Origin of the sequence: Prosthecobacter sp., assembly GCF_044226605.1 — a bacterium.
GTDB lineage: Bacteria > Verrucomicrobiota > Verrucomicrobiia > Verrucomicrobiales > Verrucomicrobiaceae > Prosthecobacter.
Map to the genome: position 1 here is coordinate 346,892 of NZ_JBGAGS010000006.1, position 25,719 is coordinate 372,610.

The 25,719-nt window shown below is 60.9% G+C and carries 19 protein-coding genes; 13 read left to right on the forward strand and 6 right to left on the reverse strand.

Features of this window, described 5'->3' with window-relative positions; genetic code table 11:
* Window positions 1–11 precede the first annotated feature (11 nt).
* Complete coding sequence (locus ACILSO_RS10405) at window positions 12–857, reverse strand: sugar phosphate isomerase/epimerase family protein (RefSeq protein WP_395737331.1); 846 nt, start codon at window positions 855–857, stop codon at window positions 12–14.
* Between the two features lie 64 nt (window positions 858–921).
* On the opposite strand from ACILSO_RS10405, the gene ACILSO_RS10410 reads away from it, so the two are divergent.
* A complete protein-coding gene (locus ACILSO_RS10410) occupies window positions 922–1,899 on the forward strand; it encodes a PmoA family protein (protein WP_395737332.1) in 978 nt (325 codons plus the stop codon).
* Between the two features lie 2 nt (window positions 1,900–1,901).
* The gene (locus tag ACILSO_RS10415; RefSeq protein WP_395737333.1) at window positions 1,902–2,348 is read left to right on the forward strand and encodes a SufE family protein; all 447 of its coding nucleotides are present in this window, start codon (window positions 1,902–1,904) and stop codon (window positions 2,346–2,348) included.
* On the opposite strand, the gene ACILSO_RS10420 is transcribed toward ACILSO_RS10415, so the two are convergent.
* Window positions 2,349–2,609, reverse strand: coding sequence for a hypothetical protein (locus ACILSO_RS10420; RefSeq protein ID WP_395737334.1), 261 nt, complete (start codon window positions 2,607–2,609; stop codon window positions 2,349–2,351).
* 134 nt (window positions 2,610–2,743) lie between these two features.
* Between ACILSO_RS10420 and rpsT the strand changes: the two genes are divergently transcribed.
* Together rpsT and ACILSO_RS10430 are read left to right on the forward strand one after the other, a co-directional pair.
* The gene (gene rpsT / locus ACILSO_RS10425) at window positions 2,744–3,010 is read left to right on the forward strand and encodes a 30S ribosomal protein S20 (protein ID WP_377170904.1); all 267 of its coding nucleotides are present in this window, start codon (window positions 2,744–2,746) and stop codon (window positions 3,008–3,010) included.
* 100 nt (window positions 3,011–3,110) lie between these two features.
* Window positions 3,111–4,031 carry an aldo/keto reductase family oxidoreductase gene (locus ACILSO_RS10430; protein WP_395737335.1) on the forward strand — a complete coding sequence of 307 codons (921 nt, stop codon included), beginning with the start codon at window positions 3,111–3,113 and terminating at the stop codon, window positions 4,029–4,031.
* On the opposite strand, the gene ACILSO_RS10435 is transcribed toward ACILSO_RS10430, so the two are convergent.
* Both ACILSO_RS10435 and ACILSO_RS10440 read right to left on the reverse strand, forming a co-directional pair.
* Window positions 4,016–4,522 carry a hypothetical protein gene (locus ACILSO_RS10435; RefSeq protein ID WP_395737336.1) on the reverse strand — a complete coding sequence of 169 codons (507 nt, stop codon included), beginning with the start codon at window positions 4,520–4,522 and terminating at the stop codon, window positions 4,016–4,018. The genes ACILSO_RS10430 and ACILSO_RS10435 overlap by 16 nt on opposite strands.
* Before the next feature lie 2 nt (window positions 4,523–4,524).
* Window positions 4,525–5,388, reverse strand: coding sequence for an MBL fold metallo-hydrolase (locus ACILSO_RS10440; RefSeq protein ID WP_395737337.1), 864 nt, complete (start codon window positions 5,386–5,388; stop codon window positions 4,525–4,527).
* Window positions 5,389–5,550: 162 nt separating this feature from the next.
* On the opposite strand from ACILSO_RS10440, the gene gltB reads away from it, so the two are divergent.
* The 5 genes from gltB to ACILSO_RS10465 all read left to right on the forward strand — a co-directional run bounded on the left by gltB (window position 5,551) and on the right by ACILSO_RS10465 (window position 18,085).
* A complete protein-coding gene (gene gltB / locus ACILSO_RS10445) occupies window positions 5,551–10,137 on the forward strand; it encodes a glutamate synthase large subunit (protein WP_395737338.1) in 4,587 nt (1,528 codons plus the stop codon).
* A 56-nt stretch (window positions 10,138–10,193) separates the two neighbouring features.
* Complete coding sequence (locus ACILSO_RS10450; RefSeq protein ID WP_395737339.1) at window positions 10,194–11,672, forward strand: glutamate synthase subunit beta; 1,479 nt, start codon at window positions 10,194–10,196, stop codon at window positions 11,670–11,672.
* Window positions 11,673–11,780: 108 nt separating this feature from the next.
* On the forward strand, window positions 11,781–13,859 hold the full coding sequence (locus ACILSO_RS10455) for a serine/threonine-protein kinase (protein ID WP_395737340.1): 2,079 nt from the start codon (window positions 11,781–11,783) through the stop codon (window positions 13,857–13,859).
* Window positions 13,856–14,542, forward strand: a complete 687-nt coding sequence (locus ACILSO_RS10460; RefSeq protein WP_395737341.1) for an RNA polymerase sigma factor — start codon at window positions 13,856–13,858, stop codon at window positions 14,540–14,542. Before ACILSO_RS10455 ends, ACILSO_RS10460 begins: the two co-directional genes overlap by 4 nt.
* A gap of 87 nt (window positions 14,543–14,629) precedes the next feature.
* A complete protein-coding gene (locus ACILSO_RS10465) occupies window positions 14,630–18,085 on the forward strand; it encodes a S8 family serine peptidase (protein ID WP_395737342.1) in 3,456 nt (1,151 codons plus the stop codon).
* On the opposite strand, the gene ACILSO_RS10470 is transcribed toward ACILSO_RS10465, so the two are convergent.
* Window positions 18,082–19,236, reverse strand: a complete 1,155-nt coding sequence (locus tag ACILSO_RS10470; RefSeq protein ID WP_395737343.1) for a M20 family metallopeptidase — start codon at window positions 19,234–19,236, stop codon at window positions 18,082–18,084. The two genes, ACILSO_RS10465 and ACILSO_RS10470, sit on opposite strands and share 4 nt — an antisense overlap.
* Before the next feature lie 135 nt (window positions 19,237–19,371).
* Here ACILSO_RS10470 and ACILSO_RS10475 point away from each other — a divergent pair, with 135 nt between their 5' ends.
* The gene (locus ACILSO_RS10475) at window positions 19,372–20,109 is read left to right on the forward strand and encodes a c-type cytochrome (protein WP_395737344.1); all 738 of its coding nucleotides are present in this window, start codon (window positions 19,372–19,374) and stop codon (window positions 20,107–20,109) included.
* A gap of 28 nt (window positions 20,110–20,137) precedes the next feature.
* Here ACILSO_RS10475 and ACILSO_RS10480 read toward each other — a convergent pair whose 3' ends face one another.
* Window positions 20,138–23,743 carry a protein kinase domain-containing protein gene (locus ACILSO_RS10480; RefSeq protein ID WP_395737345.1) on the reverse strand — a complete coding sequence of 1,202 codons (3,606 nt, stop codon included), beginning with the start codon at window positions 23,741–23,743 and terminating at the stop codon, window positions 20,138–20,140.
* 366 nt (window positions 23,744–24,109) lie between these two features.
* Between ACILSO_RS10480 and ACILSO_RS10485 the strand changes: the two genes are divergently transcribed.
* From ACILSO_RS10485 to ACILSO_RS10495, 3 genes are all read left to right on the forward strand, one after another.
* Entirely contained in the window at window positions 24,110–24,319 is a 210-nt protein-coding gene (locus ACILSO_RS10485; RefSeq protein ID WP_395737346.1) for a hypothetical protein, read from the forward strand.
* A gap of 129 nt (window positions 24,320–24,448) precedes the next feature.
* Window positions 24,449–24,814 carry a hypothetical protein gene (locus tag ACILSO_RS10490; protein WP_395737347.1) on the forward strand — a complete coding sequence of 122 codons (366 nt, stop codon included), beginning with the start codon at window positions 24,449–24,451 and terminating at the stop codon, window positions 24,812–24,814.
* A gap of 285 nt (window positions 24,815–25,099) precedes the next feature.
* Window positions 25,100–25,600: a hypothetical protein gene (locus ACILSO_RS10495; protein WP_395737348.1), complete on the forward strand. Its 501-nt coding sequence runs from the start codon at window positions 25,100–25,102 to the stop codon at window positions 25,598–25,600.
* The last annotated feature ends 119 nt before the right edge of the window (window positions 25,601–25,719 follow it).

Genomic DNA, 25,719 nt, shown 5'->3' on the forward strand with positions numbered 1-25,719 from the left:
AAACAAACAGCTTACTTCGCCGCTGGCTTCCAGTTCCGCACGAAGGTCAGGCACTCCGTGATCTCTGGCACGCTGGTCTCCCAGTGGTACTCATACTCGCAATGCAGCGGGCCGGGATACCCCTGTGCCGCGTATTCCGTCAGGATGGCCGGGATGTCGCTCTTGCCGGTGCCAAAGGGCAGGTCATGGGCCTTCACATCGCCGAACTCATTGAGGTCCTTCATGTGACTGTCAAAGATACGTCCCTTGAGAATCTTGATGCAGTCCACAGGATTCAGTCCGCTGCGCACCCAGTGGCCCACATCAGCGCAGGCGCCCATGCGCGGATCACGATCCTTCACCAAGCCGAGGACGTAGTTCGGATCCCAGAACATATACGCGCGATCCAGCGGGCGCTTCGGATGGTTGTGAATGGCCATCTTGATATCAAACTCCTTCACCAGCGCTTCGATCTTATCGAGAGCGGTCACGTCCGGCTCGGTCACCACCACGCCAATGCCCATCGTTTTGCAGAACTCAAAAATCTTGCGGTTCTCCGCATCATTTTGCCCCAGCCCTACCACTCCATACGCCACGGCAGTCAGCCCCTTGGCTTCCAGATGCTTCTTCACCTGGGCGATCATTTCCGGCGTGGCCTTGTGATCCCACTTGGCTTTGTCGTCAAACTTCTGCCCGGGATAAAACTCGATGGTCTTGCCGCCGCACTCGGCGGTCTTGTCCATGGCTTCAAACACGTTGTAGCGGTTGAAGCTGTAGGCCTGGCAGCCCGCAAAGAACTGGCCGACCTTGGCGGTTTCAGGAATCGTGGCCGCCACAGAGGCGGTCGCGAAGAGGAGTGAGAGAAGAAGATGCTTCATGATTGGGACACGAAGTCTGGCAAGTTCTTCGTGAAATGGAAGCAGCAAACAGCGTTTGGGATGCATGATGAAATGCCCGCTCCTGCTGCTGCTCTCCGCCACCGCCGCCCTGGCGCAACTTCCCTCCGCCAAGCCCATCCCGCGCCTGCAGGCCGTTCCACTTCCGCATCACATCACCTCCTTCCAGCTTGATGGCCGTGAACTCACCGCCATGCATTTCGATCCCCTGGACATGCGCCCCTTCTGCTATCCCATCCGCGCGTCCAAAGACGTCAGCCTCACCCGCATGGGCCACCCGCATGATCCTCTCACGCATTCCCACCACAACAGCGTCTGGGTCACCCACAACATGGTCAATGACCTCGACTTCTGGGGCGACTACGCAAAAAAGCAGGGCCGCATCATCAATGTGGAGGTCTCACGCGATGGCTACGAAGACACCGATGAATTCACCTCCATGCGCATGGTCAACCGTTGGATCAGCGAGGCCGACAAATCCATTCAGCTCACCGAAATCCGCCGCACGGAGATCCGCCCCATCGACGGTGCCAAAAGCTGGTTCATGATCATCGATCTCGAATTCACCCCTCCCAAAGGCAAGACCACCACCTTTGGCGCCACCGGCTTCGGCCTCGTCGCCGTGCGCATGGCCAGAAGCATCGGCGTGCACGACGGCGGCGGCCGCATCCTTAATTCTGAAGGCCAGGTCAATGAAGAAGCCATCTTCCGCAAACCCGCCCGCTGGTGCGACTACAGCGGCCGCATCACCAATGATGCCGACGGCTTCGGCGGCATCACTTTGATGAACCATCCCATGAACCCGCACAATCCCACCGCCTTCCACGTGCGCAATGACGGCTGGATGGGCTGCTGCCTCAGCCTCGACACGCCAGTGGAAGTCACCGAAGAGAAAAACCTGCGCGTCCGCTACGCCCTCTGGGTGCACGACGGTGTCGCCACCCAGGCCGAGAGCGAAGCCCAGTGGCAGAAATTCATCGCCATGCCCGTGGTGGATTTGGCGCTCAAACCGGCCAAGAAGTGAGCATGGCCCAATACCCCGCCGCCTTGGGCGAACTCATCACCTTCTTCGAATCGCTCCCCGAAGGCGAGCGCCGCGAAAACTTGATCGATCTGGCCGCGGCCTCCGCAGGCCACGCCCCCAAACCCGGCGAAACCTTCGCCCTCGAAGACGTCCGCCATGATGCCGAGTGCACCGACACCGTCGGCATCCACCTCCGGCTGGAAAACGGCGATCACGCCCACTTTGCCGTCAGTCTCGGCCCCAAGGTGCAAACCCTCACCAAAGCCCTCACCACCATCCTCTGCCGCGGCCTCAATGGCAGCACGCTCGCGGAAGTCCTCGCCGTCCCGCAGGATTTCGTGCCGCGCATCGTGGGCGCGGACCTCGTGCGTCTGCGCAGCCAGACTGTTTATTATGTCCTTGGCCGCATGAAGCAGGCGGCCCGGACCCTTCTCGAAAAGAAGGCCTGACTAGGCCAGCCGTGTGGTCTGTCCCGTGCGCAGAGCTTCCGGAATCTGGCCCACAAACCGGGGCTGCAGGTCGATTGCGTCGAAAATCTGGTGGATCTCCATCTGGCTGATGTCCCCGGGCTTGTCGATCTCGAAATAGACCAGGTCATGGCGTGCGTCCACCTTGTAGCGGACCTTCGGAAAGTGGTCCATCTGGTTGCGGAGCTGCATGACATTGGATTCGGAGCGGAGGCCGGGCGCGTAAATTTCGACTTCGATCATGATTGTGAAAAGCGTTCTATCGGAATTGCCCGGCGGAGCCAAGCAAAACCTGCCGCTTGTTCACACGCAGGATTCCAGATTGACAGATGGGAGGAGTGGTCCTATCCTCGCCGCCCTTTCCCCCCGCCCCTTTTATGGCCAACATCCGCTCCGCAGAAAAAGACATCCGCAAAACGACGGCTCGCACCGCTCACAACCAGACGGTGAAAAGCCGCATCCGCACCCTGCGCAAGAAGGTGATCGCCGCCATCGACAAGAAGGACGCCGCTGCCGCTGCCGCCAGCCTGAGCGAGTTCGCCTCCGCCACCGACAAGGCCGCCAAGACCAACGTCCTCAAGAAGAACACTTCCTCCCGCCTCAAGAGCCGCCTCGCCGTCAAGGTGAGCGCCCTGACGAAGTAAGCTCTTCCTCTGAAAATCAGTTTTCTAAACGGCATCTCGCAAGGGATGCCGTTTTTTGTTTGTCGCGCGGGGCAAGTCCGGCAAAGATCGGCCACCCACCATGATCACCCGCCACAAAATCGCTCCCAACGGCCCTGAGTTCTCCCGTCTTGTCTATGGCACCTGGCGCATTCTCGACGAGGCAGACCCGGCCAACTGCTCCCCGCAGGCGCTCCTGAGCCGTTTTAAGGCCTGTGCGGATATGGGCATCACCACCCTCGACACCGCCGAAATCTACGGTGTTTACAAGGTCGAGGAAGCCATCGGCGGCGCCCTGAAGCTTGACCCCTCGTTCCGTAGCAAGATCGAGATCGTCACCAAATGCGGCATCTACATCCCCTGCGAGTTCCACCCCGACCGCAAAGTCGCCCACTACAACGTCACCGCCGCCCGCATCATCAAAAGCGCTGAAAAATCCCTCCGCTTCATGGGCATCGATGAAATCGACCTCCTCCTCGTCCACCGCCCGGACTGGCTCACCAGCGCCGACGAAACCGCCGAAGGCCTCAACAAGCTCCTCAAAGACGGCAAAATTCGCAGCGCCGGCGTCTCCAATTACAACGTGCATCAGTTCGACCTGCTGAACTCCCGCATGGACCAGCCCCTCGTCACCAACCAGATCGAGTTCAGCCTGCTGCACATGGACCCCATTTACGACGGCACCGCCGACCAGTGCCAGCGCCAGCGCATCCTGCCCATGGCCTGGTCCCCTCTGGCCAAAGGCGCCCTGATGGACAAAACCACCCCCGCCGCCATCCGCCTCCACGCCAAGGCCGAGGAGCTTTCCGCCAAATACGGCGGCGCCACCCTCGACCAGCTCGCTTACGCCTGGATCATGGCCCACCCCTCCTGCCCGCTGCCCATCATCGGCACCAACAAGCTCGAGCGCATCCAGGCAGTGGTGAAAGCCGCCGATATCAAGCTCGATCGAGAAGACTGGTACGGCCTCTGGGAAGCCGCCAAAGGTCACGGCGTGCCGTAAGAGGCCGCCGCAGCTGTCGCGCCGCGCAGCTGGTCGTTGTGGATCAGGTTCACCTGCCACTCCCACGGCCAGCTCCCGGGGTTGTTCCAGTGGAATTCCCAGGGCTGATCCAGTCCGTTCACATACCCCAGGATCGCCTGGCTGGCGCCCACGCCATTCCCTTCCATCCGGAGCACCGTGGTCACCATCCCCTGCCCTTTCACGGCCTTGATCGTCGTCTTGTCCGTCTTCAGGCTCAGCGTGAAAAAGCCGCTCAGATACTTCCGCCCGTCTGCGATCGCCGAGTCGCGGTTGTGCCCCAGCGCATCCGTGTAGCCCGGACCCAGCAGCTTCTCCAGCGCCTTCCAGTCTCGGTCCTCCACGGCCTTGATCAGCTTTTCCTGCGCCGCGCGCACTTGGGTCTCCGGTGACCGCCCAAACACCCACCAGGCCAGGTACAAGCCCTCGACGACAGACAGCACCAGCAAGGTGCGGAGAATGATCCGTTTCATATTTAAAAGAGCGCCAGTTGCCCGGTGGAATCCGCCGAGGCCGCCACACAAAAGCTCACCGTGCCACTGCTCCGCCGCCGCACCACCTCAATGGTCGCCGTCGGCTTGTGCCGCTCGGCACACATCACCCGCGCCTCCGTGGCTCCCGCAGCATCCAGCGCCTGCCGGATGTAGCGGCACGCCGTGTCAGGGTCATTGCAGTCATCGCTCAGATGCCCCAGCACCACGTGGCTCAGCCCCGGGTGCGCCACCTCCCGCACCAGCTCCGCCGCCTGCTCATTGGACAAATGCCCATGCCTTGAGCTGATGCGCTGCTTCGTGGACCACGGCCGTTTCGTGTCGTTTTCCAGCAGCTGCGTGTCGTAATTGGCCTCAATAAACAGACTGTCCGAATTCCTCAGCCGGTCCTTGATCAGATTGGTCACAAATCCCACATCACTCAGCACACCCAGCCGGGATTCCTCATCGGCGATCACAAACCCCACTGGGTCCACCGCGTCATGCGGCACCGGAAAGGACTCGATCCGCAGGTCCTGAAACTCAAACGCCGCCCCGGTGGTCATCAGCCTCCAAGTCGGCGGCTGGCGGAAACCCAGGCTGCCGATCAGCGTCTCCTGCGTCAGCGCGGTGCAGAACAGGGGCACCTGCCGCTTGCGGCTCAGCACCTCGATCCCCCCCGTGTGGTCCTGATGCTCGTGCGTCAGCAAAATCCCGTCCAGCATGTCCAGCGAGAAGCCGCAGGCGTCCAGGCGCAGGCAGATCTGCTTGGCGCTCAGGCCGGCGTCCAGCAACAGGGTCGTGCGTTCCGTCGAAATGACGGCGCAATTCCCCGAACTGCCGCTGCCGAGAATCGTGAGACGAACCATGCCTGTTTTCTAACGGCTGCCCCCTGCGGATGCAAGGCAGATGACCACCAAGCACCCCCGATTGTGTCGGAGACGTCAAAATAAGCTCCAACTTGGCCGATGGAATGCTAGTTGCTTTCTCCCTAGCTTGGTCTTAGATGCCGCCCCCCTTTTGACGCAAAAATGAGAAATCCAGGACTCCCACCCAAACAAGGACTGTATGACCCGCAATTTGAGCACGACGCTTGCGGCGTCGGCTTCATTTGTCAGATGAAGGGAAAACGTTCTCACGACATCGTACAGCAGGGTCTCACCATCCTGATCAATCTCGACCACCGCGGCGCCGTGGGCAGCGAAAAAAACACCGGAGACGGTGCGGGCATCCTCATGCAGGTGCCGGACAAGTTCATGCGCAAGGTCACCGCCCCTCTGGGCATCACCCTGCCTGCAGAAGGCCACTACGGCGTGGCCATGTCCTACTGCTCACCTGACAAGGCTCAGCGCGAGGCCGCTGCCCGGATCTTTGAAAAAGTCGCCGAAGAAGAAGGCCAGAAAGTGCTCGGCTGGCGCGACGTGCCGGTGGACAATTCCATGATCGGTCTCTCGGCCAAGGCCAGTGAGCCCTTCATGCGCATGGGCTTCATCCAGCGTGGTGAAAACTGCCCCGATCAGCAGACCTTTGAGCGCAAGCTCTACATCATCCGCAAGCGCGCGGTGACCGCCATCCGCACGGCGGATGCGGACAGCTTCTGGTACTGCTCCAGCCTCTCCTCCCGCACACTGGTGTACAAAGGCATGCTCATGCCCGAGCAGGTGGGCCAGTACTTCAAGGATCTCAACGACCCGGACATGGAGTCCGCCCTCGCGCTGGTCCACTCCCGTTTCTCCACCAACACCTTCCCGAGTTGGGAGCGTTCCCACCCGTATCGCTATATCGCCCACAACGGCGAAATCAACACGCTGCGTGGCAACATCAGCTGGATGAAGGCCCGTCAGTCCCTGCTCGGCAGCCCACTCTTCCCGGATGTGAAGAAGCTCTTCCCCATCGTCAACGAAAGCGGCTCCGACTCCGCCATGTTTGACAACGTGCTCGAACTCCTCGTCATGGGCGGCCGCTCGCTGCCGCATGCCATGATGATGATGATCCCCGAGCCATGGAGCGGCCATGAGTCCATGGACGACCAGCGCAAGGCCTTCTATGAGTACCACTCCTGCCTCATGGAGCCCTGGGACGGCCCCGCCTCCGTGGCCTTTACGGACGGCACCATGATGGGCGCCACTCTGGACCGCAACGGCCTGCGCCCCTCCCGCTACTACGTCACCAAAGACGACCTCGTCATCATGGCTTCCGAAGCCGGCGTCCTGCCGATCGCTCCTGAAAACGTGAAGCTCAAAGGCCGCTTGCAGCCCGGCAAAATGTTCATCGTGAACATGGAAGAAGGCCGCATCGTCCCCGACGATGAGATCAAAGCCAAGATCGCCGCCGAACAGCCCTACCGCACCTGGCTCGACAAGCACCTCGTGAAGCTCGCCGACATCAAGGACGGCGAACCCACCTCCCCGCCCGACCACGAAACCATGCTGCAGCGTCAGCAGGCCTTCGGTTACAGCTTTGAAGACCTCCGCAAGCTCATGGTTCCCATGGGTCGCGAAGGCGTGGAAGCCATCGGCTCCATGGGAACAGATATTCCTCTGGCCGTTCTCTCCAACAAATCGAAGCTCCTTTACGACTACTTCAAGCAGCTCTTCGCCCAGGTCACCAATCCGCCGATCGACTGTATCCGCGAAGAAATCGTCACCTCCCCGATCACCACCATCGGTGCGGAAGGCAATCTGCTCGATCCAAAGCCCGAGAGCTGCCACCTGATCGAACTCAAGACCCCGATCCTCAGCAATGAAGATCTGGCCAAGCTCAAGAACGTGGCCCACGGCCAGTTCAAAGCCGCCACCATCAACATCCTCTTCGATCCAAAAGAAGGCGCTGTCGGCCTCGAAAAAGCCATGGCCCAAATCTGCCTCAAGGCGGACGAATTGATCACCCAGGGCTGGAACATCCTCATCCTTTCGGACCGTGGCGTCTGCGCTGACAAGGCGGCCATCCCGGCGCTGCTCGCCGTCGGCGGCCTGCATCATCACCTCATCCGCAAAGGCACCCGCACCCAGTGCGACCTCGTGCTTGAGTCCGGCGAACCGCGTGAAGTGCACCACTTCTGCACCCTCATCGGCTACGGCTGCGGCGCCATCAATCCTTACCTCGCCTTCGAAACCCTCGACGACATGATCCGCCAGGGTCTCCTCGTCAAAGTGGACCACAAGACCGCGGTGTACAATTTCATCAAGGCCGCCACCAAGGGCGTCATCAAGGTCGCTTCCAAGATCGGCATCTCCACGATGCAGAGCTATCGCGGCGCACAGATCTTTGAAGCCGTCGGTCTCAGCCAGAGCGTGGTGGACAAATACTTCACCTGGACCGCCACCCGCATTGAAGGTAGCGACATCCGCGTCATCGCCGAAGAAGCCATCCAGCGCCACCTGCGCGGCTTCCCCGAGCGCGATTCCCAAGTCCACGCCCTCGACGTCGGCGGCGACTACCAGTGGCGCAAGGAAGGTGAGGCTCACCTTTTCAATCCGCTCACCATCCACACCCTGCAGAAAGCCGTCCGCACGGGCAACTACGACACCTTCAAGCAGTACACCGCCCTGGTGAACACGCAGATCAAGCAGTTCTACACCCTGCGTGGCCTGCTTGAGTTCAAGACGCGCAAATCCGTGCCGATTGACGAAGTCGAATCCGTCGATTCCATCATGAAGCGCTTCAAGACGGGCGCCATGAGCTACGGCTCCATCTCCAAGGAGGCGCACGAATCTCTCGCCATCGCCATGAACCGCATCGGCGGCAAGTCGAACACCGGTGAAGGTGGCGAAGACCCCGAGCGTTACACCTGGACCAACGAGAAAGGCGACTCCAAAAACAGCGCCATCAAGCAGGTGGCTTCCGGTCGTTTCGGCGTCACCAGCCTTTACCTCTCCCAGGCCCGCGAAATCCAGATCAAGATGGCCCAGGGCGCCAAGCCCGGTGAAGGCGGCCAGCTTCCTGGCACGAAGGTGTATCCTTGGATCGCCAAGGTGCGTGGTTCCACGCCGGGCGTCGGCCTCATCTCCCCGCCTCCGCATCACGACATCTACTCCATTGAGGACCTTGCCCAGCTTATTCACGACCTGAAGAACGCCAACCGCGAAGCCCGCGTCAGCGTCAAGCTCGTCTCCGAAGTCGGCGTCGGCACCATCGCCGCCGGTGTGGCCAAAGCCCACTCCGACGTCGTGCTCATCTCCGGTTTCGACGGCGGCACCGGTGCCTCCCCGCAGACCTCCGTGAAGCACGCCGGCCTGCCATGGGAACTCGGCCTTGCCGAAACCCACCAGACCCTCGTTCTCAACAACCTTCGCAGCCGCATCGTCGTCGAAGCAGACGGCCAAATGAAGACCGGCCGCGACGTCGTCATCGCCGCCCTCCTCGGTGCGGAAGAGTTCGGTTTCGCCACCGCTCCTCTCGTTACCTTGGGTTGCATCATGATGCGCGTCTGCCATCTGAACACCTGCCCCGTCGGCGTCGCCACCCAGGATCCTCAGCTCCGCGCCAAGTTCAGCGGCGATCCCGAGCACGCCGCCAACTTCATGCGCTTCATCGCCCAGGAAGTGCGCGAACTCATGGCCCAGCTTGGTTTCCGCACCATTCAGGAAATGGTCGGCCGTACCGAAGTCCTCGAATCCCGCGCTGCCGTCGATCATTGGAAAGCACGCGGCATCGATCTTTCGAACCTGCTGTATCAGCCGGACGTCGGCCCAGAAGTCGGCCGCTTCTGCACCGAAGTTCAGGATCACGGCATCGACCGCTCGCTCGACATCACCACGCTCCTCGACCTGTGCAAACCGGCCATCGAGAAGGGTGAAAAAGTCGTCGCCAACGTCAAGATTCGCAACGTCAACCGCACCGTCGGCACGATCCTCGGCAACGAGATCACCAAGCGCCACTGGCACGGTCTGCCGGACGACACCGTCCACATCAACTTCAAAGGCACCGCCGGCCAGAGCTTCGGCGCCTTCGTTCCAAAGGGCGTCACGCTTGAGCTGGAAGGCGACGGCAATGACTACATTGGCAAGGGCCTCAGCGGCGGCCGCATCGTCATCTATCCGCCGGAAGGCTCCGACTTTGCCGCCGAAGAAAACATCATCGCTGGCAACACCGCGCTCTATGGTGCGACCAGCGGCGAACTCTTCCTCCGCGGCCGTGCCGGTGAACGCTTCGCCGTTCGCAACTCGGGCGTGGACACCGTCGTCGAAGGCGTGGGTGACCACGGCTGCGAATACATGACCGGTGGTCGTGTGGTCGTGCTCGGCACCACCGGACGCAACTTCGCCGCAGGCATGAGCGGTGGCGAGGCTTACATCCTGGATGAAACCGGCGATGCCGCCACCCGCTGCAACACGCAGATGGCCGGACTCGAAAAACTCGAGGACAAGGAGGAGATCGACTCCCTCTATGAACTCATCAAGAAGCACGCCGACCTCACCAAGAGCCAGAAAGCCTTCAAGGTTCTCGCCCTCTGGGAGCAGATGGTGCCCAAGTTTGTCAAAGTGATGCCCAAGGATTACAAGCGCGTGCTCCAGGCCATCAAGAAGGCCAAGGAAGACGGTCTCACCGGCGACGACGCCCTCAGCGCCGCCTTTGAAGCCAACGCCCGTGACGTCGCCCGTATCGGCGGCAGCTAGCATCGACATCCACGCAAAAATCCCAACAGACACCACCTTTTCACAGACAAGAGACCATGGGCAAACCAACCGGCTTCATCGAATTCGAACGCGAAATCCCCGCCGACCGCGATCCGCTTGAGCGCATCAAGGACTGGAAGGAATTCCACCTGCACCTGCCAGAAGACCGCCTCAAAAACCAGGGCGCCCGCTGCATGGACTGCGGCATTCCGTTCTGCCACAGCGGCACCCTCATCAGCGGCATGGCCAGCGGCTGCCCCATCAACAACATCATCCCCGAGTGGAATGATCTCGTCTTCCGCGGCCTGTGGAAGGAAGCCCTGGACCGTCTGCACAAGACCAACAACTTCCCCGAGTTTACCGGCCGCGTCTGCCCCGCCCCCTGCGAAGGCTCCTGCGTGCTCGGCATTCACGAGCCGCCGGTAACGATCAAGAACATCGAGGTCAGCATCATCGACAAAGGCTGGGAAGAAGGCTGGGTGAAACCCGACCTGCCTGAAAAGCGCACCGGCAAGAAAGTCGCCGTCATCGGCTCCGGCCCCGCCGGACTCAGCGCTGCCGCCCAGCTCAACAAAGCCGGCCACACCGTCACCGTTTTCGAACGCGCCGACCGCCCCGGCGGCCTGCTCATGTATGGCATCCCCAACATGAAGCTCGACAAGAACGAAGTCGTCCTTCGCCGCGTGAAGCTGCTCGAAGACAGCGGCGTCATCTTCAAGTGCAACGTCAACGTGGGTGCCGACATCACAGCGGAGGCCCTCATGAAGGACTTCGACGCCGTCGTCATCTGCACCGGTGCCACCAAGCCACGCGATCTCCCGATCCCCGGCCGTGAACTGAAGGGCATCCACTTCGCCATGGACTTCCTCACCGCCAACACCAAGGCCGTGCTCGATCCTTCCGGCAAATACATCACCGCAGACGGCAAGGACGTCGTCATCATCGGTGGTGGTGACACCGGCACAGACTGCGTGGGCACCAGCGTCCGCCACGGCTGCACCACCGTCACCCAGCTTGAGATCATGGCCAAGCCGCCGCTCACCCGTGCGGTGAACAATCCATGGCCCGAGTGGCCCAAGACCTACAAGATGGACTACGGCCAGGAAGAAGCCGCCGCCAAGTTCGGCGACGATCCCCGCGTCTATCTCACCACCGCCACCCACTTCGAGGGCGATGCCGACGGCAACGTCAAAGCCGTCCACGTCGTCAATGTTGAGTGGAAGAAGGACGACAAAGGCAACTTCGGCCCCCAGAAAATCCCCGGCACCGAGAAAGTCCTCCCTGCCAAGCTCGTCCTGCTGGCCATGGGCTTCCTCGGCCCTGAGCAGCCCCTCCTCGACGCTCTGAAAATCGAGCGCGATGCCCGCACCAACGTCAAAGCCGAGCACGAGAAATACACCACCAGCATCCCCGGCGTCTTCGCCGCCGGCGACTGCCGCCGTGGCCAGTCCCTCGTCGTCTGGGCCTTCAACGAAGGGCGCGGCGCCGCCCGCGAATGCGACCGCTTCCTCATGGGCGAAACCGCGCTGCCGTAATCTTACGCATCTCTCAAACCCGGGGCTCTCTGAGCCCCGGGTTTTTTTGTGCCTTTCTGTGGGAATCTGTGAAACACTTTCCTTCCCACTGCACATGCACAGGCAGCCATGAATCCCATCACCTGCCAGACTTGCGGCAAACCTTTGCCTGACGACGCACCTCAGGGCATCTGCCCGGCCTGTCTCCTCGAACGCACCCTAAAGGACCACGACGCAGCGCCACAGCCGCCGGAACTCGAACTGCAGCAGCTTGCCACTCTTTTCCCTCAGCTGGTCATTGAGGAACTCATCGGCCAGGGCGGCATGGGGAGGGTGTATCGTGCGCAGCAGCCGCACTTGAACCGCGTGGTGGCCCTCAAGGTGCTCTCTGCCGAGCGCATGAAGGACCCCGAATGGCTGGAGCGCTTCAGCCGCGAGGCTCGGGCGCTCGCACGCCTGAGCCATCCTCACATCGTGCAGGTCTATGACTTTGGGGAAACTCCCCTTCCCTACCTCCTCATGGAGCATGTGGAGGGCGTGAACCTGCGGCAGGCCATGCAGAACGGCGGCCTCACCGCCCGCGAAGCCCTGGCCATCGTACCAAAGCTCTGCGATGCGCTGCACTACGCTCACGAGCACGGCGTCCTGCATCGGGACATCAAACCCGAAAACATCCTCATCGACACCGAAGGCCGCGTGAAACTCGTCGATTTCGGTCTCGCCAAGCTGCGCGATGAAGGTGCCCTGCACTTCACGCTGACGCAAAGTGGTTCCAAACTCGGCACCCTCGCCTACATGGCGCCCGAGCAGGTGGAAAAGCCTGCCGAGGTGGATCATCGTGCCGACATCTACAGCCTCGGCGTCGTCCTCTACGAAATGCTCACCGGCGAGCTGCCGCTGGGTCGCTTCCCCGCGCCGAGCGAGGCCAGCGGGGTGGATGCGAGGCTGGACGGCGTGGTCATGCGCACGCTGGAGAAGCACAAGGACAGGCGCTTCCAGAGCGCAGAGGAGATGAAATCCGGCATTGAAGACGCAGCGAATGGCAAAGCCTTGCCTCCGGCTGCACAGCCACGCAGGAAGTGGACTCGTTATGCTCTGGCGGCAGTCATCGTGAGCATGATCGCCGTGCCATGGTACCTGTTCACAAGCCGCTGGCTCGCCGCTGCCGAGCAGGAGCGCGAGCTCCAGAGAAAACGGGTGGAAAGAGAGCAGACCATGGCCCGATACGAGCGTGAAGCGGCTGAGCGCAAAAAGGTATTCGGCATGCGCGATGACTGGGTGGCGCGGGCTTCGCAGGCGGACTCAAAGCTGAACCAGGAAGTGGTCCTTCAGGAGATAGCGCAGGCGATGAAGTCCGAAGATAAAAGCACGGTGCGCTCGGCGGCGCTGGCGGTGCAGGGTCTGTATCAGCTGGATTTTGACCGCTCCCGCTTTCGTGAACCGCTGCGTGCGCACCTGGAATCAGCGGACCCGCTGGTGCGCTACGCCGCCCTCGCGGCCTTGATGACCTGCAAGCCCGATGATTCAGACCGCCAGCGTGTTCTGAACCACATTCCCAAATGCGAGGAGATCGAACTTCAGGGAATAGCCTCTGCATTGCAGGTCATTTCCAATTCTGATTTCACCGGCGAATACTCGAAACCCATGCTCGCTGTCTTGGAACGGGGCATGGCCGCCGCACAACGGCCCGGCCCCTACGCCGACGGCCGCCCCTATGACAGCCGTGGAGTACTCGGAGCCATCTGGGGTTCCAAGGTGTCGCCGGAAATTGAAGCCCGGCTGATCGTGTGGTCGTACCCTACCAAAGCAACCGGCGGTGTGATGTCTGCGGGAAATTCAGACATCAGCTACAACACCTTCTATCACGCCCTCAGCGTGCAGGCGAACAAATCGCGCGCCGCGGTGAAGCGCATACTGGAACTGGCCTATCATCCGGACACCACCAACATCGCGGGACGCTGCCTGTGGGGCTTGCAGGGCAGTGTGCCGGACAAAAGCGACCAAGCTTACACCGCCACCGAGGTGATCAAGCTCCTGGGCCTGCGCAGTGATGACTACATGTGGCGCATGGGATTGAATGTACTCGAAAGATTCTCAGGCAGCGAGCACCTGCAGGCGCTCGAGGCACTCGCCAGCCGCGAAGCCCTGGCCAAAGCACGCAAAGACTCATTGCAGAAGATCATCGCCCAGATTCGCTCCAAGCCATGACTGCCCCCACCCACACACGCTGGTCGCTGGTGCAGGCCGCCAAAGGAGACACGCCTCAGGCACGTGCGGCGCTGGCGGAGCTGTGTGAGATCTACTACGCACCCATCTTTGGCCAGATGCGCCGCTGGCTTGGACATGAAGATGCCGCAAGGGAGATGACACAGGCCTTTTTTGCCCATGTTTTGTCCGGCGACAGGCTGAATGGTGCAGAAGTATCCAAAGGGCGCTTCCGCTCCTATTTCCATGCGACCGCGCGAAACTTCGTCTCCGCCCGACAGCGGACAGAGGCAGCACTGAAGCGCGGCGGAAACGCGGAGGCGGTTGCAACCGTTTGCGATGAGATTCCAGATGGTTCCCAACTCACCCCAGACGCCGAGTTTGACCGCGCCTGGGCCTGCGCCGTGCTGAAGCGTAGCCTGGATGTGCTGGAGGCTGAAATGACCGCCGCTGGCCGGCTTCCCGTTTTTTCCACGCTCAAGCCCTGGCTGGCGGGAGATGCCACGCACGGTCAGACCACGGCGGCAGCCCAGGCACTGGGCATCTCCGAAACCGCCGTGCGCGTCCATCTGTCCCGCCTCCGCAAGCGCATGCGTGGCATTCTGGAGCAGTCCCTCGCGGACACCCTGGCGCCGGGTGCCGACTTGCAGCAGGAGATGCTGGCGCTGAAAGCGGCCTTGGGCTGAGTGCCTGTCGGGTGGAGCGGATAAGCATTTTAGTTGGCAATCGGGCGAACTTCTGAGCATCCTTCTGGTTCGATTGTCTTCTACCCGATGCGCCTTCTAATCCCCCTTGCCGCCCTCCTTTTTAGCAGCTCGCTGCTGGGGCAGATCGTGGTCGCCGGAAAGAAGTTCGAGCGCTCCCTGACCGAGGCCGGCACCAAGGGAGAGTGGGTCATGTATGAGAAAGGGGCGCCTCAAAACGAAGGGACCCGGCGCTGGCTGACGAAGCGGGTGCTGGTGGAGCTGGCTCCGGGCACGCAGGTGGCCGCACTGGCGCAGGTGGCGGGTGTCGCCCAGGCCATTCCGAGAGGCAAATACGCCGTCGTCGAATTTGCTGGAAAGGCGGACGCCGCCCTGGCTGGAGCAGCGAACTTAAGCAAGATCCCGGGCGTGCGCTCGGCGCAGCCGATGCTCGCACATCAGCTGTTTCACCGCTTCGTGCCGAATGATCCTCTCTTTGCCTATTCCTCGGCAAGCCCGGGATACCAGTGGCACCTGAGCAATACCGGGCAGAACGGCGCAGTCACGGGCTCGGATGTGAACGTGGTGCCTGTTTGGGACAGCTATAAAGGCGCGGGCATACGCCTCGCCGTTGTAGATGACGGCCTGGAGGTCACGCATCCGGATCTGATGCCGAACGTCGATCTCGCCAACAGCTTCGACTTCAATGACAATGACAGCGACCCCTCCCCCGGGGTGAATGATTTCCATGGCACCTCCTGCGCGGGAGTGGCGGCGGCTCGTGGCAACAATGGCATTGGCATCTCCGGCGTGGCTCCCGAGGCGACGCTGGTGGGCCTGCGCCTCATCGCCGCGCCGACTACCGACCAGCAGGAGGCGGATGCCTTTGCATTCCAGAAGGATCTCATCGCGGTCAAGAGCAACAGCTGGGGGCCGTACGACAGCGCTTTCGGCTCCGGCGGACCCGATGTCCTCAGCCAGGCCGCGCTGGAAGATGCGGCAACGACCGGACGCGGTGGCAGAGGCACGATTTTTCTCTGGGCTGCCGGCAATGGCAACGGCAACGGAGACGACTCCAACTACGACGGCTGGGCAAACTCCATTCACGCCATCGCGGTGTCAGCCATGAATGACAAAGGCAGGTCCGCCTACTACAGCGAACCCGGGGCCAACATCCTGGTGTGTGCGCCTTCCAATGGAGGCAAGGAGGGCATCACCACCACGGACCGCACGGGAGCCAGCGGCTACAATACCGGAGACATTGACCCGGATTTTCCAGATTTTGCCGACACGAACTACACCAACAGCTTTGGCGGCACCTCCTCGGCCACACCTGCGGTGGCAGGCGTCGTGGCGCTTTTGCTTCAGGCCAATCCGAACCTGACCACACGAGATGTGCAGGAGATCCTGGTGCGCAGCTCGACGCAAAATGACCCCTACGACGGCGACTGGGTCACCAACGGCGCTGGATTCCACTTTAACATCAAGTATGGCGCGGGGCTGGTGAATGCCCAGGCGGCTATCACGCTGGCCAAAACGTGGACGAATGTGGTCCCCCGCCAGTCGCGTGTTTACAGCGCCACGGCGATGAACCTTGCCATTCCTGACTACGATGCGACGGGCGTTTCCAAAACCTTCACCGTCCCCATGACGGACAACCTGCGGCTGGAACACGTGACCGTGCATGTGAAAGCCAGGCACACTTACCGCGGAAACCTGGAGTGGCGTCTGGTGTCTCCGAGCGGCATTTCGGTGCGGCTGGCACGCGCGCGCTTCAATGACAATGGCGCGGATCTCGACTGGACGTTTGCAGCCACGCACTTCTGGGGCGAGCGCTCCGTGGGAGACTGGAAACTGCAGGCAATCGACGGCACGGTCGGCGATGTCGGCACTCTGGATGACGCCACCATCACGTTCTATGGCACGCCAACGAGCCCGGACCTGCCGCTGCCGGTGATCACCTCCAACTGGATCATGGTGGGCCGGGAAGGCTGGGAGATGAACTACCAGATGACGGCCTCAAATTTCACCACCTCGTTTGATGTGGGAAGGTATTTCTTCGCCGGTCTGCCTGCGGGCCTGACGCTGAACCCCACGACCGGCCTGATCACCGGCACGCCGACGGAAACCGGCGTCTTTGACGCCTACCAGGACGCGATCAACGCCACTGGAACCACCGAAACCTATGCCCTTTTTTACATCCTTGCCGCGACCCCAGCCCTCTCGACCGCCGTGGAGCAGCCGGCCAGCCTCAAGATCGTGCCGTTTGGCTTTGGCGATCCCTTCCTTCAGACCACCACTACGCATGACGGCGTGGATTCCATCCAAACCGCAGCCGTGGATGACGAGGAGTATTCCGGCCTTGAGTTCACGGTGAATGGCCCGGCAAAGATTGGATTTCAGTGGAAAGTCTCGTCAGAAAAGAACTATGACTACCTCGTGATGACGGTGGACGGCTATGTGCGCGACTACATCACAGGAGAAACCGATTGGAAACCCTCCTCGACGTATGTGGGCCCGGGGCCGCATAACATCGACATTTACTACCTCAAGGATCAAGCCGTCAAAAAAGGCCAGGACACCGGATGGGTGGACGAACTGGTCATCACCCCGACCACCGATGCGCCGGTGATTAACGCAGAGACCATACACGCGTATCAGGGAGTGTATTTCCGCCATGCGCTCAGCGCCACGAATGCGCCAGACACCTTCACAGCGGACGACCTGCCTGCGGGACTGACGCTGCATTCCAGCACCGGCTTGATTTACGGCAGCGTGGCCACGCTCGGCACCTATCCGGTAACGGTGCATGCCACGAACTCTTTTGGCAGCAGCACGCAAACCGTGACACTTGTGGTCGATACAGTCACAACCGGCCTCGCGGAGGCGCTGGACGCTCCGGGACAACCCATTGCGTCCTCAGGGGATCTGACGTGGGTGCCCAACTGGCTGTACAGCCACGACGGCGAGGACGCGGCTCGCAGTGGCGCCATTGGCAACCTGCAGCAAAGTCTCATGACCACGACGGTGTCCGGGCCGTGCAAGGTTGCCTTTTACTGGGGGGTCTCCTCCGAGCAGGACTACGACTTTCTGCGTTTTTCCATCGATGGCGTGGAGCAGGAGGCCATCAGCGGGGAAGTGGGCTGGACTCGCAAAGGCTATGTGCTCAGCGCAGGTGTGCACACCTTGAAATGGTCCTACAGCAAGGATGAGTTTACGGCAGGAGGCCTGGATTCGGGGTTTGTAGATCAGTTTGGCATCTATTTCGACAATGACGGGGACGGCTTCTACTCCGACCTGGAAGCTTGGTTTGGAACGAGCGACAGTGATCGGAACAGTTATCCGCAGGCTTCGCTCTCCCGTTCCCTTTCCGGCACTTCGCTGTCCTTTCCTTCCATTTCGGGCAATGACTACCGCATTGAGTACAGCGATGACCTGCAAAAGTGGACGCCGCTTATTTACACAGCCACGGGCAATCCCTCCACGTGGACGGACCCGAACGCAGCCACGAAGCAGCGGAGGTTCTACCGCGTCGTCATTCCCTAATTTGCGAGGCTGCGCAGGAATTTGCAGAAGAATGCCACTCCTGCCTCCAGATCGCTCACAGCGATGAATTCGTCCTTGGTATGCGCCTGCGCAATGGATCCGGGGCCGATGGCGATGGCGGGGGTGCCGGCGGCAGCGAGGAAGGCGGCATCGCAGAACCACGGGGCGCCGGTGAGGTCAGCCCCGGCGGCGATGAGTTTCTGCACGAAGGGGTTCGCAGGATCGGTATCGAGATGAAAGGCCTCGCTGGCGACGGTGACGCTGGCGGACTCGTCTGTGCGTTTCACAAATTCGGTGAGCAATGCCAGGGCGCCGCCGGCTTTTTGCAGGCCGGGGGTGGTGCGGATGTCCACGCGCAGTTTGCACGAATCTGCCACGATATTACTTCTCGTGCCGCCCTGGATCATGCCGAGGTTGATGGTGCTGACGCCGAGGAACTCGTCGGTGCCGCTGGATTCCGCCAAAAGTGCCCTGAAGCGGGTGTCGAGGGCGCTGATGAGCTTGGACATTTTGACGATGGCATTCACGCCGCGCTCGGGAGTGGCGCCATGGACGGCGATGCCGGTGGTGTGGATGTCCGCCCAGAGGCAGCCTTTGTGACGGAAAACGGTTTTGAGGCTGGTGGGCTCGCCGATGATGGCGAGGTCATAGCGACCGTGATGCTTCGCAAAGTGTTGAGAACCAAGCTGTGCGCTCTCCTCGGACATGAAGCCGACGAAGTGGACCTCCACGGGGAGGGAGGGGATTTCGTGGCGCAGTTCGTGGAGGGCCCAGAGCATGGAGGCCATGGGGCCTTTGGTATCGGAGGCGCCGCGGCCCCAGATTTTGCCATCGCGGAGTTCGCCGCCGAAGGGGTCGATGGTCATGCCGCCGACGCTGACGGTGTCGGTGTGGGGCGCGAAGATGATGCGGGGCTTGCTTCCTCCGTCTGCGCTTGGATGCGTCGGGAAGCGCCCAATGACGTTGGGGCGGCCGGGTTCCACCTCTTCAAGGGTGGCTTCAGCACCGGATGCCTGGAGGAACTCGGCCACGTAGCGGGCGCACTGTTCTTCGCCGATGCCGTCGGTACCGGGGTCGCCGTCGGGATTGACGGAGGGGATGCGGACGAGAGCCTGGGTGAGTTCGACGACGTTGGCTGGGAGAGTGGCCATGGGGCAGAAAGGCACAGGCATGGAGGGGGTGCAAGCGTGCACCTAAATTGTCGCGATGTGTGTCGGATTTGGCAAAGAACAGGGGTGCGGGGGCATTGTTGTAACGCAGGTGCAACTTACGGCGTTTTTTGCCCCATGAAGATCAAACCCGTCCAACTGCTGGCGCTCGTCCTTTTTGGTATTGGCGGAGGTTGCTGGCTGGTGGCTGAAACTCCGGCCGCACCCGCAGTGGCCTCCACCCAGTCCGTGGATGGGAAGGTGATTTTTCAGACAGTGTGCGCGCAATGCCATGGAAGCGCCGGTGAAGGAAAGCCGGAGCTGAAGTCGCCCTCCATCGCCGGGATGCCTTCTTGGTATGTGAACACGCAGTTTGCGAACCTGCGGGAGGGACGACGGGGGCACGATGCGGCGGACCCGCAGTCATTCATGATGGCGGCGGTGGCAAAGGCGCTGCAGCCGGAGCAGATCAAGGCGGTGGTGGCGCATGTGGAGCAGATGCCGATGAAGGTGCCGGTGGGGAAGGACCGGGAGATGGCGAACACGAATCCGCAGGAGGGCATGCGGCTGTTTCAGGAACGGTGCATGGAGTGCCATCGCTACAATGCGAGCGGCGAGATGGCGTTTGGCAGTCCGCCACTGATCGGGCGTCAGGGTTGGTATCTGGAGGAGCAGCTGAAGAAGTTTAAAGCCGGGAAGCGGGGTGCGGTGAAGAATGATGTGAACGGGGCAAAGATGGTGCAGATGACGACGCTGTTCATTGAGGACGAGCAGATGCTGCGGGACGTGGTGGCGTACATCATGACGCTGAATCCGGAGTCGAAGGAGCAGCAGCAGATCATCGAAGGAAGTCCGTTTGAGAGTGCCGGGAGGTGAGCGGGCGCAGACCTGATTCTGGCGGTTCCTACTTTATCCAGCGACGCAGGACGCGGAGGTAGGGATCGTTTGAAGAGGAGCTTGCAGCCACCTTGCGCAAGCGGTCCTGGAGGCCAAGCCATTCCAAGGTGCTGATCGTTTCAAACTCCCCTTCTGTGTTCACCTTCTGCCGGCCCATGTAATGGAGAAAATCGCGGAACCATCCGGGGGGCGGGCCTGCAGTGGCGGGCAGGACGTGCCATATCCTGGCGGTGCCGTCATTGGAGGCGCTTAAAATGAGGTCGTTGTCCGGGTGGTAGGAGGCTTTGATGACGAAGTTTCGGTGTCCTGCCAGGGTGGCCACGAGCTTTCCATTGGAGGCATCCCAGATCCGCACGGTCTTGTCACTCGAGGCAGTGGCGAGTCTGAACCCGTCAGGACTAAACATGGCCTCAACCATGTAGTTTTCGTGCTTGAGAAGCATCAACGGCGGGCTTTCTCGATCTACTTCGTAGATGGCGGCGTTTCCCTGGGTATTGCCCACCACGAGCCGCCTGCCGTCGGGACTGAAACGCAAACAGGAAAGCGACCCTCCAAGGAGCTTCCAAGACTTCAGCATGCGACCGGTGCCGGCATCCCAAAGGCGGGTGGTCTGATCCAGCGCGATTGTGGCCACACGGTCTCCACCGGGGCTGAAATGCGCATCCAAAACCGGTGCCAGGTGGCCTTTCAAAGCCGCCAGCATGGTGCCGTCCGCGGCGCTCCAAACACGCGCTGTTTTATCAGTGGAAGCGGTAACGATCTTTGAGCCATCGGCGCTGAAGCAGGCGTTGCGTATCTTGCCCTCATGCCCGCGCAATGCTGCGATCTGAGCGCCGGTGGAGGCGTCCCAGATGGTGGCAGTCGAATCACTGGAAGCGGTGATGACGCGGCCGCCATCCGGGCTGAAAGAGACCGAGGCAATCTTGTCGGAATGTCCGGCGAGAGTCCATTTCACCTGCCCGCTGGTTGAATCCCAGATGCGCGCGGTAGGTCCGTCCGCGGCCGTGACTACCCATTTTCCGTCGGCACTGAAATCCGCCCCCCCATTGCCACCCAGGCCCATGCCGTCTCCAACCTCCATTCGTCCGCCCACCCAGCCTGAACTGCCATCCAGCAGGGCAGTCTGCTGCAAGGTCTGCGTGTCCCATATCCGGGCTTTGCCGTTTCTTGAAGCGGTGATTATGTGACTGCCATCACGGCTGAACATTGCAGCATTGGCGCCGACTGTAGAGATGTCTGACAAGGAATTTGCAGGCATGGGCCTGGTGGCCTGCCAAATTCTCACCGACCCTCCGCCGGAGGTCACAATTTTTTCTCCATCGGAGCCGTACTCGGCAAGGGTGACGGAATCATGCCCACGCAGGACGGCCAGAGGCGCGCCTGTGGAGGATTCCCAAACCCGGGCCGTGCCATCGATGGCCCCAGTGAGAATGGAACTTCCATCAGGGCTGAAACGCACACTGGTAATGACCTTGCTGTGACCGGCGATGGTCATTGTTTCCTTGAAAGCAGGAAGCTCAAAAAATTTCAGCGCATAGGTCCCGTGTGCCATCACGAGCCTGCGGCTGTCCGGGCTGAAAGCAGCCGAGTCGCTTCCGCCATTGCCAGGTAAAGTGGCGAGCTTTTCACCGGTGAGCGTGCTCCACACGCAGGGCATGCCGGACATCGTCAACACGAAGGCACCATTCGGACTGAATTTCGCGCCGCCCACAAATGACGCATGGCCTTTAAGCTCGGTCCTCAGCTCTCCAGTCAAAGCGTCCCAAAGGCGTGCCGTCTTGTCCATGGAAACTGTGACGACCAGCTTTCCATCCGGACTGAAGCGGGCGTCCAGAACCTCTCCCTCGTGGCCTGAGAGCACGCGGAGCATGGTGCCACTGCCGGCTTCCCAAATGCGTGCGGTCTTGTCCCTCGAAGCGGAAACCAGCCGTGTGCCGTCCGGGGACCAGCGGACCGTTTTGACGTAGTCTCCATGCCCCTGAAGGGTGGCCTCCATCCTGCCGCTGGAGACATCGAAGATGCGGATGCTGCTGTCTTTGGAAGCCGCGACAAGCCGGCGGCCATCGGGGCTGAACCTTGCCTGGAAATTCAGCCCACAATTCGAGCTGAGCGTGTGCAGCAAGGCACCGTCTGAAGCTCTGCGAATGGCAATGCTTCCGTCTGCCAGAAGGGTGGAGACAAGGGTGCCGTCCGGGCTGAGCTCTGCGTTTGCGGCACCGGACAGCACCTGCAGCGGGGGCGGTTCCGCCTCAGCGTTGTTTAAAGCTGCCACTGCAAGCTCAGCCGAATAGACCGAGTCCGGCTGGTATGAGATGGCCCGCGAGAGCCGTGCAAAGCCGCGACCCATTTCGTTTTTTAAAAAATGCTCCGCCGCCATGAGCCGATCTGAACGAGCGGCCTCCTCGACCTGAGACCTGGCGCTCTTTTCGGCACGTGAGGCACGCACGGCCTGCCAGGTGCTGACGGCGATGCCTGCCAGCAGCAAAGCGAGCATGGCCGCGGCCGACGCCACGGCAAGGCGGTTGCGCTGCACCAGCTTGCGAAAGCGATAGAACGAGCTGGGAGGACCGGCTTCAACGGGTTCGTCATTGAGATGACGCTGGAGGTCATCGGCAAAGGCGGCAGCGCTGCCATAGCGGCGCTCGCGCTCTTTTTCCAAAGCCTTGAGCGTGATCCAGTCGAGGTCTCCCCGCAGGAGGCGTGTGAGTTTCAACGGCTCGGTCTGGCGGGCCGTGCAGGTCTGAGTGACGGCATTTGTGATCAAGGTCATGCGGCTGCTGGGCCGCTTTGGCTCGGCCTCACGCACGAGGCGAAGCACTTCATCCAGCGCGGCTTTGCGGAGGGACTCGCGGGAGAGCGGGGTATCGCCCGTGATGAGCTCGAAGAGGATGACGCCGAGGGTGTAGATGTCGCTGCGTGTGTCGAGATCCCGGGTGGCGCCGGCCTGCTCCGGGCTCATGTACTGCGGTGTGCCGATGACGACGCCAACCTGGGTCTGCAGCAGGCTGGCCTGCAACGCGGCCTCTGGCGAAGTGCCGAGAGCCTTGGCGACGCCAAAGTCGATGACTTTGGGAACGGCCCTGCCATCCACCTCCGAGACGAGGATGTTGGAAGGTTTCAGGTCGCGGTGCAGGATGGCTTTCTGGTGGGCGTGCTGCACGGCGCGGCATACGGGAATGAAGAGCTCCAGGCGCTGGCGAATGGTGAGCTGGCGCGCGTCACAATACACTGTGATGGGCACTCCTTTCACCAGCTCCATGGCGAAGTAGGGCCTGCCGGTGTCCGTGGTGCCGGCGTCAAGAACGGCGGCGATGTTTGGGTGATCCATCAGTGCGAGCGTCTGACGCTCGGCCTCAAAGCGGGCGATGATCTCGCGCGAGTCCATGCCAGCCTTGATGACTTTGACCGCGACTTCGCGCCGGATGGGCTGGCTCTGCTCCGCGCGCCAGACGGTGCCGAAACCGCCCTGCCCAAGAGGCTCGATGAGGCGGTAGCGCCCAATCATGTCTCCGGGCTGCTCCACACCGAAAGGCAGCAGCATGCGCATGTCCATGTGCACGGTGGGTTCCATCTCACCGGGTGTGGGGTTTTCGCTGGTGGAGTCGTGAGTCATGCGGCGGCGTGAGGGAGAACTCTAAAGCGCTGGCACGATGAAAAACCAAATTTTTCAGGCGTTTTCCGGGCGGGGGTGGCCGGGTGGAGGCTCAAGGCCGGATGAGGAGTTGAGAGGGCGGAGCATCACGCGTTTCAGGGAGGCGTTATTTGGGAGTTGTTTTTTTGCGGGAGGAAAGCTTCCGGATTCCGGCTAAAGCCGGTACTACAATACTTGGGCAGGCTCGATTCGAACCTGGGGTGGTGCGGAGCTTTCGGAGCGGGATCAAGTCGGAATTAGGTGCTCCGAAAAGCTGGGGGTTGGTGTGCGGGGGACTGGAAAATCGCAGAGGATTCTTCAAGATGTGATTCAGGAACAACCACTCGTATGGCGCAAACTCTCAGGAAGCTGGAAGATGCAGGGTATGTCCTTGCTGAAGAGATTCGCGACGGGCGATGGAAGCATGTGACTGATCTGGCGCGCAAGCCGGCGCCGGCCTGCGCGGAGCTGATTGATGAACTGAGGAGGCGTTGTCCGGGGTTTACTGCCGAGGAGTATCAGCGGGCGTTGGGAGATGGGTTGTTTGCGTCGAGATGAACGGACTGCTGACCAGCGGAGAGTGACCATGGGGATGAAGCGCAGGGGCACATTTGCGCTTGCCTGCCCGGGGCGGTCGAGGAGTTTGAGCGTGTCGGGCTTCGCCCGCATTTTGGGTGAATGAGAGCCATGAATACTTCCCGCAAGACTCGATGCATTGATACTGGAGTGATGGGCTGTCTTGTTGTTTTGATGGTTGCGTATGTGGGTTCGTATTTTGTGGTGCTGTCTCTTCCGGCTGGAATTCGTCTTCCGCAGTGGATGTCGGTGGCTCACGCCAAGGTTCGTCCGGCTTATGTGGAGATCAGCGGGGAGTGGACTTTGTACCCGGATTATCGGGGGCTGCCGGAATGGTTTTTTGGGCCGGCACATTACTGCGACCGAACTTATCTGCGGCCCGGTTTGTGGAGTGGGACGAATCCGCGAAACCGGGAGCTTTCGTTTGAGTGGCTGGCTGGCGAGGGGACGATTACGGTCACGCCGAAATCGAGATGATGGAGGTATGGACGCTGCTGTGCATTTGTGCCACCGCAGTCCAAACTGATGGCGCGTGGCCTGCACGTCAGAGGCTTTGCAGGCGGATGTGTGGCGACGGCCGTCTGAGCTGCGGGTGGTGCCGAGCATTGAGAAATCGCCAAATGTGTGAGCCCCCTTTGACCTCAGGTTTCAAGCTCGACAAAATCCCCCAGACCGTGGCATATGAAGCAATCAATCCGTGAGGCATCCGCAGCCTGAATCAGTTAACGTCAGGCATTGCTTGCGTCCGTTGTCATCGAAGCCATGAAGATCGCCAAGTTCCGAGAAATCGTCGAAGCAAACTCGCTTGATGAACTGCACGAGCATCTTCAAGCGAGGCACGACTCTTTTTTCGGTTCGTTTTGGTTCTGGCACGATGATGGCCCCGAGTTGTCGGTGATGGTCAATCGCGAGGATGCCTATCTTTTGTTTATTTCCCCCGACGGCGCGTCTCACCATTCAACTTTGGATCTGATGACCAACCCCCATGTCCCACGTACGTATATCGGAGGAGCGGGGCCTTCGCTTTATTCGTCTTATTCCAAAACCGCGGAGTTTCCCGACAAGGAAATTGAGTTTTTGGCCGACAATCATGAACCGACGCCCATGTCCAAACTCTACACCGTGCCGCTTTCTCAGGCGATCACGGCGATAGATCATTTTTTTGTTTCTGGGCAGCGTTCTGAAAACATCCAGTGGCTTCTGCTTGAACCGCCGCCTCCGCCATCACCACCCTCCAAGAAGGCGTGGTGGCGCTTGTGGTAGTCCGACGGCTGAGGGCGGCTCTGGAGCCGGTTGGAAACCGGTGTTCCCAGTGTCGATCTTTTACCAGATGCAGTCTCGTCTGGCGCTTCTGCGGGTCATCTATGAACAAAAACAAAACC